The 15,128-nt window shown below is 39.9% G+C and carries 15 protein-coding genes; 3 read left to right on the top strand and 12 right to left on the bottom strand.

The window, feature by feature from the left end:
- Positions 1–357 precede the first annotated feature (357 nt).
- The 9 genes from FZC78_RS11330 to FZC78_RS11290 form a co-directional block, all read right to left on the bottom strand.
- Positions 358–903, bottom strand: coding sequence for a hypothetical protein (locus FZC78_RS11330; RefSeq protein ID WP_252183595.1), 546 nt, complete (start codon positions 901–903; stop codon positions 358–360).
- A 33-nt stretch (positions 904–936) separates the two neighbouring features.
- Positions 937–1,323: a VOC family protein gene (locus tag FZC78_RS11325; RefSeq protein WP_148939815.1), complete on the bottom strand. Its 387-nt coding sequence runs from the start codon at positions 1,321–1,323 to the stop codon at positions 937–939.
- A gap of 43 nt (positions 1,324–1,366) precedes the next feature.
- The gene (locus FZC78_RS11320) at positions 1,367–1,645 is read right to left on the bottom strand and encodes an ArsR/SmtB family transcription factor (protein WP_148939814.1); all 279 of its coding nucleotides are present in this window, start codon (positions 1,643–1,645) and stop codon (positions 1,367–1,369) included.
- A gap of 877 nt (positions 1,646–2,522) precedes the next feature.
- The gene (locus FZC78_RS11315) at positions 2,523–2,768 is read right to left on the bottom strand and encodes a DUF6944 family repetitive protein (protein WP_435874104.1); all 246 of its coding nucleotides are present in this window, start codon (positions 2,766–2,768) and stop codon (positions 2,523–2,525) included.
- 211 nt (positions 2,769–2,979) lie between these two features.
- Positions 2,980–4,644, bottom strand: coding sequence for a glycoside hydrolase family 3 N-terminal domain-containing protein (locus FZC78_RS11310; RefSeq protein ID WP_148939812.1), 1,665 nt, complete (start codon positions 4,642–4,644; stop codon positions 2,980–2,982).
- Between the two features lie 36 nt (positions 4,645–4,680).
- A complete protein-coding gene (locus FZC78_RS11305; RefSeq protein ID WP_148939811.1) occupies positions 4,681–5,754 on the bottom strand; it encodes a Ger(x)C family spore germination protein in 1,074 nt (357 codons plus the stop codon).
- Positions 5,751–6,824, bottom strand: a complete 1,074-nt coding sequence (locus FZC78_RS11300) for a GerAB/ArcD/ProY family transporter (protein ID WP_252183594.1) — start codon at positions 6,822–6,824, stop codon at positions 5,751–5,753. Before FZC78_RS11300 ends, FZC78_RS11305 begins: the two co-directional genes overlap by 4 nt.
- A complete protein-coding gene (locus tag FZC78_RS11295) occupies positions 6,817–8,142 on the bottom strand; it encodes a spore germination protein (protein ID WP_148939993.1) in 1,326 nt (441 codons plus the stop codon). Before FZC78_RS11295 ends, FZC78_RS11300 begins: the two co-directional genes overlap by 8 nt.
- Before the next feature lie 149 nt (positions 8,143–8,291).
- Positions 8,292–8,477 carry an ATP-binding cassette domain-containing protein gene (locus tag FZC78_RS11290; RefSeq protein WP_187444909.1) on the bottom strand — a complete coding sequence of 62 codons (186 nt, stop codon included), beginning with the start codon at positions 8,475–8,477 and terminating at the stop codon, positions 8,292–8,294.
- 344 nt (positions 8,478–8,821) lie between these two features.
- Here FZC78_RS11290 and FZC78_RS11285 point away from each other — a divergent pair, with 344 nt between their 5' ends.
- The gene (locus tag FZC78_RS11285; RefSeq protein ID WP_148939809.1) at positions 8,822–9,226 is read left to right on the top strand and encodes a LysM peptidoglycan-binding domain-containing protein; all 405 of its coding nucleotides are present in this window, start codon (positions 8,822–8,824) and stop codon (positions 9,224–9,226) included.
- A gap of 357 nt (positions 9,227–9,583) precedes the next feature.
- On the opposite strand, the gene FZC78_RS11280 is transcribed toward FZC78_RS11285, so the two are convergent.
- Together FZC78_RS11280 and FZC78_RS11275 are read right to left on the bottom strand one after the other, a co-directional pair.
- The gene (locus FZC78_RS11280) at positions 9,584–10,291 is read right to left on the bottom strand and encodes a M48 family metallopeptidase (RefSeq protein WP_148939808.1); all 708 of its coding nucleotides are present in this window, start codon (positions 10,289–10,291) and stop codon (positions 9,584–9,586) included.
- Between the two features lie 3 nt (positions 10,292–10,294).
- Complete coding sequence (locus FZC78_RS11275) at positions 10,295–10,789, bottom strand: DUF1456 family protein (RefSeq protein ID WP_187444908.1); 495 nt, start codon at positions 10,787–10,789, stop codon at positions 10,295–10,297.
- Between the two features lie 500 nt (positions 10,790–11,289).
- On the opposite strand from FZC78_RS11275, the gene FZC78_RS11270 reads away from it, so the two are divergent.
- Positions 11,290–12,411, top strand: a complete 1,122-nt coding sequence (locus FZC78_RS11270) for a hypothetical protein (RefSeq protein WP_148939807.1) — start codon at positions 11,290–11,292, stop codon at positions 12,409–12,411.
- Between the two features lie 206 nt (positions 12,412–12,617).
- Here the strand turns inward: FZC78_RS11270 and FZC78_RS11265 are convergent, their stop codons facing one another.
- Positions 12,618–13,163, bottom strand: coding sequence for a GNAT family N-acetyltransferase (locus FZC78_RS11265; protein WP_148939806.1), 546 nt, complete (start codon positions 13,161–13,163; stop codon positions 12,618–12,620).
- A 174-nt stretch (positions 13,164–13,337) separates the two neighbouring features.
- Between FZC78_RS11265 and FZC78_RS11260 the strand changes: the two genes are divergently transcribed.
- Positions 13,338–15,119 (top strand): extracellular catalytic domain type 1 short-chain-length polyhydroxyalkanoate depolymerase, encoded by a 1,782-nt coding sequence (locus FZC78_RS11260; protein ID WP_252183593.1) that lies wholly within the window; start codon positions 13,338–13,340, stop codon positions 15,117–15,119.
- The last annotated feature ends 9 nt before the right edge of the window (positions 15,120–15,128 follow it).

The raw sequence follows: 15,128 nt of genomic DNA, 5'->3' as shown, positions 1-15,128 counted from the left end.
ATTCCCCTTATTTAAAAAAATACACTAAAAATAACTAAAATAGCGGGAGAATTTCCCCTTATTTGAGTCAAAACACTAAAATAAGGGTGCTTTTCTTGATATAAGGGCAAAAATCCCCCTTATTCATCACCTATTTGAGTCCAAAGCTGCAATTAACGGGAAATTCTCCCCTTATTTTTCACCATACATTACTCAATTAAGGACCTGACTCCTATTTTTCATTTTTCACAGATGTTTGTTACTCAATAATGCTGCATCACATCATCTCCTAGAAGGTTTGAAGCTTACGATGGATGACCTCCGCCAACAGGTTCCCCCAGTGCCAGTTCCGCAGCACAGTCCTTTCCCTTCAATAAACTACTTCCATATAGCGGTATACTTCTTTTTATACTTCGGGCCTTCAACTGTTTCAATCAAATCTAAAGCCGTTTGCTTAATGGTTTCGTCATGGTAATGGTTATATAAATTTCTCATATTTTGGAGAATGTCATTTCGGATTAAAGTATAATTTTTTTCATCTATTCCATTTTTAAAACGATCTGTCATAGCTTCCATGACCATTTCTTTTTGCGGCTGCCCTGCGATTCCGACCTTCCAGATTGATTGGAGACTGTGCCGGGCAGTTACAAACTTTTCATCTTTGGTTACCTGCCACAATTTAGAAAAGTCTTTCATTATCCTCATCTCTGGATCGCTTTTAGCAAGATTCGCTAAATATTGGGCGGCGCGGGAACGCTGGTGGTTGTCTTTGTGAGTTAAGTCCTCTAACAGTTGATCCCAAACCTCATACGCCCAATCAACTTTTTGGTCCGTAATATTCAAAATGGTGTGAAAAGCTTCATAACGCTCCTCTTTATCACCAGACTTTGATTTTTCGAATTCTAGTGCAATTTGACTATCCACTATTTCAACTCCCATCTATCTAATCTAGTTTAATTACTGCTGCATGATCTGAATCAGATTTCCACAAGTATCGTCGAAAACAGCTATTGTGATTCCGCCCATTTCTGTTGGAGACATTGTAAACTGCACACCCTTCTCCAATAGACATTTATACTCTTGTCCAATATCCCCAACGCCAAACATTGTTACAGGAATCCCATCACTGAATAACTTTTTCTGGTAGTCTTTAGCTGCTGGATGCTCATTAGGTTCCAGTAATAGCTCGGTTCCGTTTTCTTGACCTTGTGAAACAACAGTGATCCATCGATGTTCTCCAGTTGGCACATCATGCTTTTTAACAAATCCCAGTGTTTCCGTATAAAATTTTAATGCCTTCTCCTGGTTTTCTACAAAAATACTCGTGACAATTATATTTAACATCAAAAGTCCTCCTTAATTAGTTCAATTCAGTATATCCTTACTTTTAATCTATCCACCCTTCAAGCAAGTTTCTCAGCGGTTCACTGTTAAAATTAAGTACTCTGTACTTCCCTTTTCGTTTTGACGTTACAAGCCCCGCAGCTTCCAATGCTGAAAGATGCTTGGCTATCGCTTGTCTTGAAATGGCAAGATTGTGCTTCATAATGAGCCGTGTCGTAAGCTCATATAAAGTGAGTTCATTTCGCTCCGACAACTCATCCAATATAATCCTCCGTGTCGAGTCACTAAGTGCTTTGAATATAGCGTCTTTATCCCATCTCATAAACCGATTATATGCAACTTTAAGGTTGCATGTCAACCATGTGCAACTAAATGGTTGCGTATTATCGTAAAAAGATGAAGGCACCAGGTATTGTGCCATCTTCCTAAATCACATTATTTTACTTAATAGAAAAGTCTAAATCGGAATGCTCAGCATACTCTATTCGAGAATCACACGTTGATTCAGCGGTGATCTCCTCCTAGTTAGGCAGATGGCATTTTAAACAATCAAAACCACCAGTTTAAACTGGTGGTTTGCTCTGCGGCTGGAAGCCTTCCTTACCAGCCTTGGCCTCAAAGGCCCAATGGATTATTTTCTCTGGCTATTTATTCCGGCTGAAAAACGTTGAGAAATAAGCGGAGAAATTCCGCTTATATACCCTAAATCACATTTAATTCTTAAGCTTAACCGGAAAAACTCCGCTTATTTTAGGCTTTATTAATGCCAATCAGCAAGGATACCTCCCCTCCTGCTGCAATGGCAAGTAGTGATAAGGAACCGGCTTTTTCTATAGAAAGAGGTGTTCTATACCACGCTATTAGCTCTCTGGAACCTCTGCATAGCCAGAGGTTTTCAAGACCATCAAATAAGAGACTACTGAACTGTCCCTTTGACCATTTCCCTCCCATTAACTTCAGCATCAAATTACACAATCAAACCAATTGCAGCAATGATTACTCCAGCTGTTTGAATATAATTTCCTATTGCTTTAATTCTTACCCCCAACCTGATTTGGTCATTAATAAGGTATAACCCCCTATTGCTTCAACCAAGAGTCCAACAGGCTGCTGCTATCAGGGGCAGGGAAAAAGAGTCTTATTCATAGAGCTCAAGCCAATCGTCTCACTTAGAGCCCCCAGAAATTGCACGGTGTCTCCTAGGAGGTCCAGATCAAACTTTTTTTCTCTTCTTCACTCAGAAGAAGCAGGACAGCTGCTAAGTTGGTGCTATTCCCAACAGACTGGAGCCACGCACCGATAATGGGAAGTTTTGATTCTTTCATAGTAAACAATGCTTCTCTGCCAATTGCTTGCAGTGAATTCCCTGCTACTTCAATTCCATTTCCTAGTGCCACTAGTTTAGCTCTTTTCGTTTGAATGTTTTCGTTAACCCCTGCCATAATTGTTCCTCCTGCAGAAATAATTGATGCCCCCGCAGCTTGAATCCATCCTCCAGCTGTTTCAAGTCATCCACCTTTGAGATCCTCCACACCCATCCCCCTTCATTTTTTCATTCTTTTTACTATTGTATGAGCAACATTTAAAAAAGATGGGGCACTTTTAAGAATTAATTGGTTTTAATTATATTGGCTTTGAGTAGTAAAAATGGACTTATCAATTTAGGTATTTCTTTTTCAGATTAATGATTCTTATGACACTTTCATTAATTCGTTCTTCTGAAATGACCCCATTTTCAACTGCTTTTAGTACAGAATTGTAAACTGTTGATACATTTCCATTATTATGTGCTATAAGAAGTATATCGCTGCCTGCAACCAATGATTGAACTGAAGCCTCCCCTATTCCATAGTTGTTCACAATGGCACCCATTGTCATATCATCAGTCATGACTATCCCTTTGAACTTCAATTGATTTCTAAGAAGATCTCCTACTACGGCAGCTGACATTGAAGCTGGGTAATCGCTCCCAAGGTTTGGCAGCAGGATGTGAGCCACCATTACGACCTGTGCCCCATTTTGAATAGCTTTTTTGAACGGAATCAACTCAAGGTCTTGCAGCTGTTGTAAATCCTTATTTACAACTGGCAGCTGGACATGGGAATCAACGGATGTGTCACCGTGTCCAGGAAAGTGTTTGATGACCGGTACAATCCTTTTCGATTGAATCCCTTTCATTGTCTCTATTCCCATATTGCTTACAACCGTCTCATTGCTTCCATAGGATCTATCTCCTATAACAGGGTTATTTGGATTACTATTAATATCCAGAACAGGCGCATAATCCATATTGAATCCGAAAGTTTTCAGATGTTCTGCAAGTTCTTCACCAATACTATAGGCATATTCCTTATCATTGACCCTGCCGATTTCCTCATTAGCAGGAGTTGAATTTACCTCAGGCAACCGGGAAACCCTTCCACCTTCTTCATCTACAGAAATAAATAGAGGGAGTTTATTAATAGCATTCGTTTCGTTTAACTTCTGTACGAACTGCTTCGTCTGATCTATGGTTTCTAAGTTATCAGAGTAGAAAATAAACCCGCCAACATGAAAATCGGAAATCAACTTTTCTTCACTTGTATTAAAAGTAGTTCCATCCACTCCAGAGATTATCAATTGGCCAATTTTTTCTTCCAATGTCATTTTGGATAAAATCTGTTTTGCAGACTGCTCATTAGGTTCTTCTTCTGCGATACCTAATAGTGAAATATGGTGCACAGAAGGATTTTCATTCCCCTTCTTTGGTTTCTCGAGTACCCACCTCAATCGATATTCTGGAGAGACATCGTAGGCAAGAATAACTTGATGATGGCTCGAATCTTCATAATTTGTCACAGTATCTGCTTCTCCAAGAACTCCTAATATATCACTATAATGTATTTCTTGAATCTCTTTTTGTTCTGATCTCAGGTCAGCAACCACATTCTTTTTAAATCCTATTGAATTCGGATAGTCATTGTAGTTTTCATAAGTAATAGTATTGACCACTGACTGTGCAGTTGCTGATCCTAATCTCTTATGTACCACGCTTTGATTTGTTCTTCCAACAACAAAAGGAAGATTTAAGACCTTTCCTTCTGAAGCCAAGTCTGTTATCTCTTCAACCTTCTTTTCAATATTAACCTGTTCCGTGTCATTTTTGGAGGGAGAGTGTGTTTCTGGTATAGAGTTATCTACTGTCTGCTCGCTCCTTTTGTCTTCTTTCATTAAATTGCTTACTGCCAAAAGACTTATAAAGAGCAAGGCACTTGATAGTACTACTCCAATGATAATCGTTTTTCTTTTTTTTCTGTTTGATCTACTTTTGATTCTAGACATTTTATCACCTATTTTCGAATTTTATTGGTAATGCTTTCAGTTTGAAGGTGCTTTTAAGTTCCCAGTGTTTTCTATGACAACCTCAATTTGAAAGTCTGCTTTCATTCTTGGGAAATACTCTGAGCGCCACTTTTCTAAATCCATTCTTGGTATTTCTACTCTAAACAACTGACCTATGCCAAGTATGTCAGCTTCTGTCTCTTGTAATTTCTCAAAAAGTTCTTGGTATCGAATGGTAAGGATTTCTTCTAACTCGGTTTTTATTTCTTTAGTAGTCGGGTTTCCCCTGGTTTCTAATAACATGACATCAAACTTGATTGTCGTTTCAAGAAATGGAGTGTCACCTTCCAGCCAGTTTATATGAGATAACGAATTATCCGCAATCAACACACTGCCTGCTTTAAAGACTTCTATTTTACCTTGAGCACTTTCCCCGTTAAAGGCATTGTAAAGTAGTGTTTCATCTGAAGTGATTTCATTAACCATCTTTCCATTTTTAATAACTGCTGATCCGACATGTTTAATCAAAGTGGTATCTCCAAGATCCAGTATCGGAATAGCTACATCTCTTGTATAGGAATGAATACTTCTATAAATCTGCCACACCCTTGTCAGAGCAACCTGGGGGCTCCATCCTGCGTCCTTCTCAAAAAACTCTAAAAGAGAAGTGCCTGAAGGAGAAGTCTTGCTATTCATTGCAGCAAATAATTGATTCATATCCTCCTCGCAAATAGCGACTAAGGATTTTGCAGAAATATCCCTTGACCTCAATATGCCAGCTATTAGGTCCTTCATTCCTTCCTCTGCAAGATTTTTATCAATTAAGACCACCTTAACATGAAGCAAATCTACACTGCTTTCCATATCAGCACTGATTTTATCGACAACTTGATTAATCGTTTCCCCTTCCCCGATGACTATCTTTGTAGTTAACGTTTCCTCTTGAGGTTCAGGAATTTGAAAATATACTTTATATCCTTCTTCATGCTTAGAAATTCCAAGCACGACTGGCATTTCACGATGATTTATATCCCTATTGTCCCAGCAGCCGCAGAGGAACATCAGAGCAATAGCCACCACCAAAACTTTAAGAATCCATCTGTTGCTCATGCACCTTGCCCCCTTTCTTCAATTAAACCAAGGAGAAAAATTGAAAAGGGAATTCCTAAAATTACATAAAATCTTATATATGTATTCCACTGAAACAGCATCTCAATTCCTTTCCAATCGGAGATCAGCAATGAAATAGTAAAGATAATAACTGAAATAACCATAATCAAGTAAACAGGTTTTATAGAAGGAACAATAGTCTTAGTCAATGTTGTAGTTAGCATCCATAACACTAATGACAGAAAGAGTAATATAAAAATCACGACACTTAGTAAGAAAAACATTGTAAACCGGTCAAACATAAACCAAATAAGATTAACGGCATCAACTACCATAACAAAAGGAAACAAAAAATGCGGAGCAGTCGCTTGGCCGAATGTAAGAATGGGAATATATACAGATAAAAAAAAGATGGGAGCTATCAGTAGAGCTGCAAAAAGAATACTTTTCTTTTTAACCGGGATGGTTGAAGGAAGGTATCCAAGAAATAAGAAAACTCCGCCAATAGCAAAGTAACTTCTATAGTAGGAAGATTTTTTCAAAAATGAAAAATCCTTTAACATCAGTGGATGGACATATCGCCAATCAACATTTTGAAACGAAGTGAGCATGATAAAAAACAACAAAGGAAATAAAAGGAGAAATAGGAAGACGCCTGTTCTTATAATTCCATCTATTCCTTGCGCAGCCGTATAACTGGCTAAAATAAGAAAAAGAGACATAATTGCCCAAAGGGGGGTCTTGGAAAGGAATACAATTGTCACGATTTCCGAATACGATCGGACTGTAATAATTCCAGCCATCAACAAGTATAGAAACAAAGGAAACAGAAAGATAGAGGCAATAAATTTTCCCTTTTTCAAATAAATGGAGATGATATCTTTATCAGGAAATGAGTTAAGCCCTCTAAGAAATAAAGATAAAATAATGAAATGAACGATTACCCCTATCATTATCGGAATCCAGTGTCCCTGGTTTGTACTTTCAATGATATCTGCTGGATACATAAAAAGGATAAGTCCCGTATGGCTCAGAATATACATAATAGAAACGCTGTAACTTCTATCCACTCTTATGCACCCCTCTTAAAGCAAAGTAAGGAAACCCTATAACTTTAAAACTTGACATATAGGCCGATATTAGAAATAATCCTGCAAATAAACCAACCACACCAAAAATGGCTGAAAACAGCAATATGATGTATTTAAAAATTCTTATCATAAGAGAATTTTGAAACCCTATAATTGTAGAACTAGCAATAGTTGTTGCCGCAAGAATTATAATAAGCAGATTGCTTACTAAACGTGCTTCTACTGCTGCTTGTCCTAGAATTATACCTCCTACCATTGTGATAGTTGGGCCGATGCTCTTTGGCAGTCTTATACTTGCCTCAAGGATTAATTCAAGGACCAATAACATCAACAGTGCCTCTACAAAAGCGGGATATGGGACCCCTTCCCGTGTTTCTGCAACAGTTAATGCTAATTCTATTCTTAACATCTCAGGGTTAACAGCCACTAGAGCTACATACAGTCCAGGTAAAATGAGAGCAATTAATGCCCCAGCAATCCTCAGTAGCCTCATAGCAATCATTAAAGGAAAGGTGAAGTTTCTATCGTTCTCAAGAAAAAACATATCAGAAATTTCATTTGGCAATACCAAAGCAAAGGGAAATCTATCAAGAAACACAACGACCTTTCCTTTAGCTAAACTCTTCTGAACTTCTTGGGGAAGTTCGGTTTTATAAAAATATGAAATCAAACTCTTATTTGGAATCCCCAGCATTTTTGTTATATCCTGAAGATTTGACAAATCCATCATCCGATTAGATTCCATTTGATGTGTTACTTTACTAAGCAGCCCATTATCAACCTTATCCGTCCTATAAAGCAGCGACACCTTTTTCCTCTGAACAGTCCCAAAGATAAAGGAGTTCGAGCGTAAGGCACTTGATTGAATTTCCTTGCGTATCATTCCTATGTTCATAGAGATATCTTCAGAGAATGAATTCAGCGGCCCCTGAAGGATATTATCATTTGTTGGAGCCTCAATTGAACGGCTTAAGCCTGTTTCGATTGTATCAAAGAATATAAAAGGCTCTCTTTCTCCTCTTATCCATACAATCATTTTACCTTCCAACAGGGATTGAATTAAATCCTTTGATACCTTCCCTTTTTTACATGGGTGAATTACCATCTGTCTCTTGAAGTCAGTATTAGACTCCGCTTTTATGTAATGGTTCTCCAGGGCTTGTATACTCTTAGGAAAATCAATGAGACTATTTAGCCCTACTAGTACAACTTTTACATCACCAATCATTTGTTCCAGAACCATATAGTCTTCGTTGCCCTCAAATACTTTGTCCAAATCATTTAGGAATGTTTCCATCAAAGTTGGCCCCTTTTCTCACGATCAATATGTATAATTTAACCAAAGTTAAATAAATTACTCACATACTAATCCACCCTTGCATAAAACATCCAGACAGGAGAGTTCAATAGAGGAACATAAGACCGAGCCAGGCAGCCGCTCAAAAGTCAAAACCAGTACACCTGTCTCAGCGGGCAACAAAACACCAGTTTTTCTTGAAGATGTTTGATTTGGCCTCCGTCTGGCTGGATTTCATCGTTCAGCGGATGCAGCAAGGTTGATTTCCCAGTGCCATTTTTACCAATGACTCCGATAATATCCTTTTGTTGTACATTTGTATGAACCTGTTCCAATAGTATATGATGCTGAATTTCGACTCGGATATCTTGTAATTGCAGCAGCTGTAATAGAAAGCTTCATCCCTTCTTTACAAGGGAGAACAAAAAATCCTACCAATAATACTTGAAGGATTAGTCTCTTAGCATTGTAACCGTACATAAATAAAGCTATTTGACCTTTTGTTCTTTAGCTTTTGTGACTGATGAAAGATGGACAGACTAATCCTAAGTTTTTATTTTAGTTATCCATCGTCCACCCATCAATCCTTTCAAGCCATAGCTCTTGCCACAGGTTTTTTGGTAGGTGCAACTGGAACAGCCAGTGCGGATGAAATTGTTATTTCAGAAGGCGACGCCATTTGGGGATAGCCCACGATTATGGTGTCGAAGTTTCTGACCTCATCGATGAAAAGGATGTTTTCGATCCTACAGCGCTCCCTATCGGAGAAGTAATTGGAGTGGATACCAATGAGGACGTTCACATAGTTGGAGATGGAGATACATTAGAAACCATTGCAGCAGATACCGAAAGAACTGTTGATGAACTGAACACCCTGAATCCCGGCACAGATTTCTATCTTCTTTTACCAGATGACGGAATCATAATTGGATGCGGTGACGATGAGTTGGTGATTGCACTTGAAGATGAAGGACAAGGAACAGAACAAGAGCAAGATACTAATAATGCAGCAAATGATGATACTAATGTAAATGAAAACACTGATTCAGTTAATGAAAGCAATGAAGAAAATAGCACAGACTGAAGTTGATGAAGAAGATATAGAAAATGATGATGAATTGATGGATGACTATCAAAGGCAAGTAAAAAGGTTCTCCTTTTACTCTGAAGAAAAGTAAAAGGCTAACAAGTAGCCAAACAGCTGACAAAGAAATCTGTTGAGAGAAAATCATTAAACAAATATAAAAGGCCCCCACGAACAAAACGGTTCATGGGGGCCTTTTCATAGGGTTTAGGGATTGGTACACCGCCAGCAAACTTATAGTCAATGAAAGGATTATAGTATGATTGGTGCTTAACCCCTTCCTTGCTTAAGAGTTAACTAATACTTTGTCTGCCCCGCGTTAGGGCATAATCTGGTGACCCTTCTGTTCCCTTTTTCCTACACCGTCATCTTCCAGTTCGATGCGGCCAGCCAATTTTCTTTCTCTTTATAGTCAGGTACAATTTTTCCGACCAGACGCCAGAAAGACCGGTCATGATTTAGATGGATCATGTGGCACATTTCATGGACGACTACATAATCAATCACTTCCCGGGGAGCCATGGCAAGCTTCCAATTAAAGGTCAGCTGCCTTTTTCCATCGCAGGTTCCCCATGTTGTTTTGCTGTCCGTAATACGGATGGAATGGGGCTTTGTTTTAAAGTGATGTTGATGTTCGGAGATACTCTTCTCTACTAACGCTTTGCACTGTCTATAATAAAAACGTTTTAAAGCCTGTTTAATCCGCTCACCTTCAAGCTGTTTGACGTAGATATGCAAAGTGTTTTCATCAAACTTTATATGATCTTGCGAGGTGCTCCAATCCTCATGGACTTCTATGGGATAGACCTTTCCTAAATACAAAAATTGTTCACCGTGCACATAGTCCTTTTCCTGCGGCCCATTCAGTCTGTCTTTTCTTTCCTTGGAATTCTGCAGAATTACTTCCCATCTATCTTCAATTAATCGAAGTATAGCTTCGTCTGGTGTGCCTTTAGGTGCATGCACCTCTATATTTCCATAACTGTCAAGGTAAATACCAATGGATTTGCGGTTTTTATATTTAATATTAAAATGAATCGTCTGACCTGAAAAAGTATGGTTCATGATTTATCCTCTGTATCTGATGGTTAATCCTTTTAAGAAATTCCTGGCATACCGGTCACCGCAGATCTGGTAATTCTTGTGGCCTTCTCTCCGCAGTATGGCGCCGATTTCCCCTTTGGTAACCGTCACTCCAGCATCATCCAATATCTCGATCAAATCTTCACTTGTGAGAGAGAGCGCAATTTTCACTTTTTTGAGCAGCAGGTTATTCACGTGCTCATGGGTTAAAGCCGGTCGTTCAGGCTGCCCCGGTTTTGGCTCCTGCTTTCCTCTTTTATATGTAATAAAACCGTTTAAGAAGGACTCGAACATTTCATCATCACACGCTATATGGGTTTCTGTTACAGCGAGATCGTCCTCTGATTTTGTCAGTACCTTCAGCACTTCTTCTTTAGACAAATCCACCCCGCCAAGCTTGAAGATCTCCACCATCTCTGTATTTTTGATATCCAGCGCATAGCGTAAGCGGATTAATATATCATTATTATCTATATTCATTGGTAAACCTCCTGTTAGTTGCACGTGTCCTGATTTTAGCATATTTGTGACACTGAATTACTAGCTTACCACTTTATCGACTTTTTTACATTGTAAGAATTGGATGTGAAACTATTTTATGCTGAAGTGTAAAGTTTCTTGTTTCGATAAGCAAATTCATGTTCTTTTTGGTGGAGCCATCTATATAGGACAGCTGGACCTCGTCTTGCTCATCCTTCCCACAGAATTGTCACATTTAATATAGCTAAAAAAACGTCTGCAGGTAAATGAATGAATTACTCGATTGTTTTTAGGATTCATGTTTCATGGTAAGCGCACCAGCCATGCTATTCCCGGTAAAGGTTTATGCACACGAGTGTCCGGGTAGTGTAATGAGAGCTTTGATGTTTAATAGAAAAGAATTTCAATATATGAGATTTATATATTGAAATTCATCAGTCGGTGAGAGAGCCGCCATCAACACAGAAGTATTTTCATATTTTAAAAACAGGTGGGATAACATGAAAAAGATATTGAGAACGGGAGCTTGCTTTGCAGCCATTCCTGCATTATTGTTAACAGGTTGTTCACAGTCAGTAACTTCATCAAACCAGGAATCCATGATGCATCAAAAGACAGAACTTTCCTTTAAAGAGCAGCATTATGCGATTGCGGACGCAGCGAGTTCTCCAAGATTCGCAAACCAAGCATCCTATCAGGCAATCGAGCCCAGTCAAAGTGCTCAGCCGCTGGAAAGCAACTATACGGAAGAGCAAATGGCGGAAATGCCGAGAACGCAGGCGCATGGAGGCGACACGGAAAGAAGTGTTCCGTTGGGGCAGACCTTGACCAAAGGCGCAGAAGATACAACCGATGGACCGCTTAAGGATCATAGAATTGTCTCCTATTATGGGCACCCCAATTCAGTGAACATGGGGATTTTAGGAGAACACAGCCCTGAAGTTTTCATGGATAAATTATTGGAGCAAACCAAGGCCTATTCTGAACTGGACCCTGAAAGACCGGCTATCCCTGCGATCGAACTGATCTCAACCGTAGCTCAGCGGAGTCCCGGAGAAGATGGTGACTATATCGTTCCAACACCGGACGAAGCTATTGAAGAATATGCCCAATTGGCAGAAGAACACAATGCCTTGCTTATTCTCGATGTACAGCTGGCCGGTGATACCGTCATGAATCAAGTCAAATCGCTGGAAAAATACTTAAAAATGCCTCACGTCCATTTAGCCATTGACACGGAATTTCAAGTCAAAGAGGGACAAGTTCCCGGAGTAGACTTAGGTACGGTCGATGGTGAAAAGATTCAAGAAGCGATAAAATATGTATCCGATTTGACGGAGGAAAATGGGCTTCCGGATAAGTTTGTCATTGTCCATCAATTTGCAGAGAAAGTTCTGACCAACAAGGACGCCATCCAGCCTACGGACAACGTGGAAGTTGTCTTGAATTTTGACGGCCATGGAATCGCTGGAATCAAAAGAGCAGGATACAATGAACACGTCCAGAAGCAGCCAATTCAATACGGAGGCTTCAAGGTGTTCTACAAAAAAGATGAACCACTAATGACGCCTAAAGATGTCTTGGAATTAGACCCTGCCCCTGCTTTTGTTAATTACCAGTAAAATAGTAAAGAAGGCAGGATCTCTTGTTTACAAAATGAGGTCCTGCCTTCTCTTTTTGAAAGGGACAGAGGGACAGGTTGGTTCCTCGCCCCACCAAATATTTTCAACTACTCTTGATTCTTTGTAATAATATGAATAGTTGAATAAGTCGAAGTTTCTAACTTGAAGAGAATGAAATAGTATTGGAAAGAGCTTTTATAAGAAGCCTATCTCACTAATTCCTCTACCTTGAGCCGCCAAATCATATGGTGGTTTCCTTCTCCCCAATAATTCTTTAAGAAGTAATCCGGAGTACCGTATTTCTGTTGCCAGATTTTTTGAGAGCGACCATACCCACTATCTAAGCAGCATTCTTTAATTCCTTTATTTTTCAACCTAGTGTAAATACTATGCAATAGTAAGTTGGCTATCCCATTCCTTTGGTATTCAGGATCCACGAAAACAGTCCCTACCTCATATACATCCTTTAAAGCATTATTTGTACAAGGATTAATCAGCTCGCTTGCTGCTCCGTATTCAATCGTACCAACAATCCTTTCCTCCTTTACAGCAATCAGAAAGTACCGTGTTTCACCGCTGCTCTGCAAGTCATCTATTAAATAGTTTATCTTACATTCAATTTCGTCCTCTAGATCTTCAACCATATTCCCAATTCCTTCTTTATAAAAAGTATCTGTCACTACAGATCTGAAAAACTGTTTTAATTGTTCTATATCGTCATTAGTCGGCCTTCTAATTTCTATGTTAAGCAATTTAATTCCCCCCTTTTGTACTAGTACTTCTCTGAATTTTAAAGAAATCCTCGCAGGAAATATTATTTCAGCCAGCCTTGTAGGACCAATTGATGAGTTTCTTCATTTGTAACTCTTTTGTAACTCCTTCTCTGTAAAGTTTAAGCTATCAAAGCAAAGGGGTTGGTTCCTTTTATGACGGGTAGACGTTTATGGCTGATGACGGTTGCTTTTTTCATGTTCATTGCTTGTTTAGGGTTTCCGGGTTCGTCTTCTGCTGCTGGACAGTTTATTAATGGTACTTATGGAGGTAAACCGTATAAGCTTTATGTTCCAAACGGCTACGATTCTAATGATACTTACCCTTTATATGTCATGCTCCATGGATGTACTCAGGATGCCAGTCAGTTTGCAGCTGGAACAAAAATGAATACTCTGGCTGATGAGAAAAAATTCCTGGTTTTATACCCGGAACAAACAAGCAGCGCTAACTCAAATAAGTGCTGGAACTGGTTTGAGTCAGCACACCAGTCAAGGGGAAGCGGAGAGCCTTCTATTATTGCAGGCATGGTGACTTCGGTAAAAAATAGCTACTCGATACAAGGTGATAAGGTTTATGCAGCTGGACTTTCAGCAGGTGCCGCTATGAGTGTCATCATGGGAGCAACTTATCCAGATCTCTTTTCAGGAATTGGAGTTGGTGCAGGTCTAGAATATAAAGCTGCAAACAGTGTAATCAGTGCCTTCACGGCAATGTCAAGCGGAGGGCCTAACCCAGAGCAGCAAGGGGCTGCCGCCTATCAGGCAATGGGAAGCCGGGCAAAAGTGCTGCCCGTCATTGTCTTTCATGGCACCTCGGACTATACAGTCGCTCCTGTTAATGGTAATCAGGTCATAACTCAATGGTCCGTCACAAATGACCTTGCCCAGAATGGAACCAATGATAACTGGATCGATGACCAGCCTGAGCGAACAAACAACTTCACTGTGTCAGGCGGCCGAAATTATAGTGTTAGTGATTATGAGGACGGAGACGGAAATGTCTTGATGAAAAAAGTGACCGTCCAAAATATGGGGCATGCCTGGTCCGGCGGCAGCTCGCAAGGAAGTTATACCGACCCGCAAGGACCTGATGCCAGCCGGCTGATGTGGGAGTTTTTTGACTCTTTTACCAATGAGAGTGGCGGAGATGAGGACACTGCAGCTCCGATTACCACCGCAAATCCCTCAGGAGGAACCTACAACACTTCTGTACAGGTAGTTTTGCAGGCAAATGAAGAAGCCTCTACTTACTACACAACCGATGGTTCAGTTCCGACTGTTCAATCACCCTTGTATACAGGGCCAATCCTTATTACGGACGATACGACACTTAAATTCTTCAGCATAGATTCCTCTGGAAACAAAGAAACGACTAAGCAGGAAATCTATGTTATCGATGAAGCTGCACCTCCACTTGAAGGTTTAACCATCCCTTCCCTTTCAGCAGAAGATGGTTTTGTTGGAAAATTCACAGCTGATGGAAAAGGAACCGGTGACGTCAAGGTTGGCGATAAAGGAATGTTCAACACAGATACTTATAGAGGGATCCTTTCTTTTGATACCAGTTCACTGGGGCAAACTACGATAGAATCAGCCGTTATCCGCCTTTACACAAAGTCTCTGACAGGCACGGTTCCATCTATTCAGGCAGATATAAAAAAAGGAACCTTTGGTACCGGTGCAATCGAACAAGGTGATTTTTCTGCACTTGCCAGCCTGAACAATGTCGGCAGCGTCCAATCACCTTCTGCCACTGGGTACACTGATTTGGTGCTATCAGCCAGCGCCTTATCACAAATCAATACAGCCGGCAAAACCCAATTTAGACTGAAAGCCGCCACCGCTGCAGGATTCAATAAGAACCAAATAGAGTTTTACGGGGGTGAGGATATTTCTCTCTCACCAGTACTAATCATTAATGGTGCTGCTGAATGAATGATTGAC

Source organism: Rossellomorea vietnamensis, assembly GCF_008180415.1.
Taxonomy (GTDB): domain Bacteria; phylum Bacillota; class Bacilli; order Bacillales; family Bacillaceae_B; genus Rossellomorea; species Rossellomorea vietnamensis_C.
The sequence above is the reverse complement of the archived record's forward strand: the minus strand, read 5'-3'. Positions and strand labels throughout refer to the sequence as shown.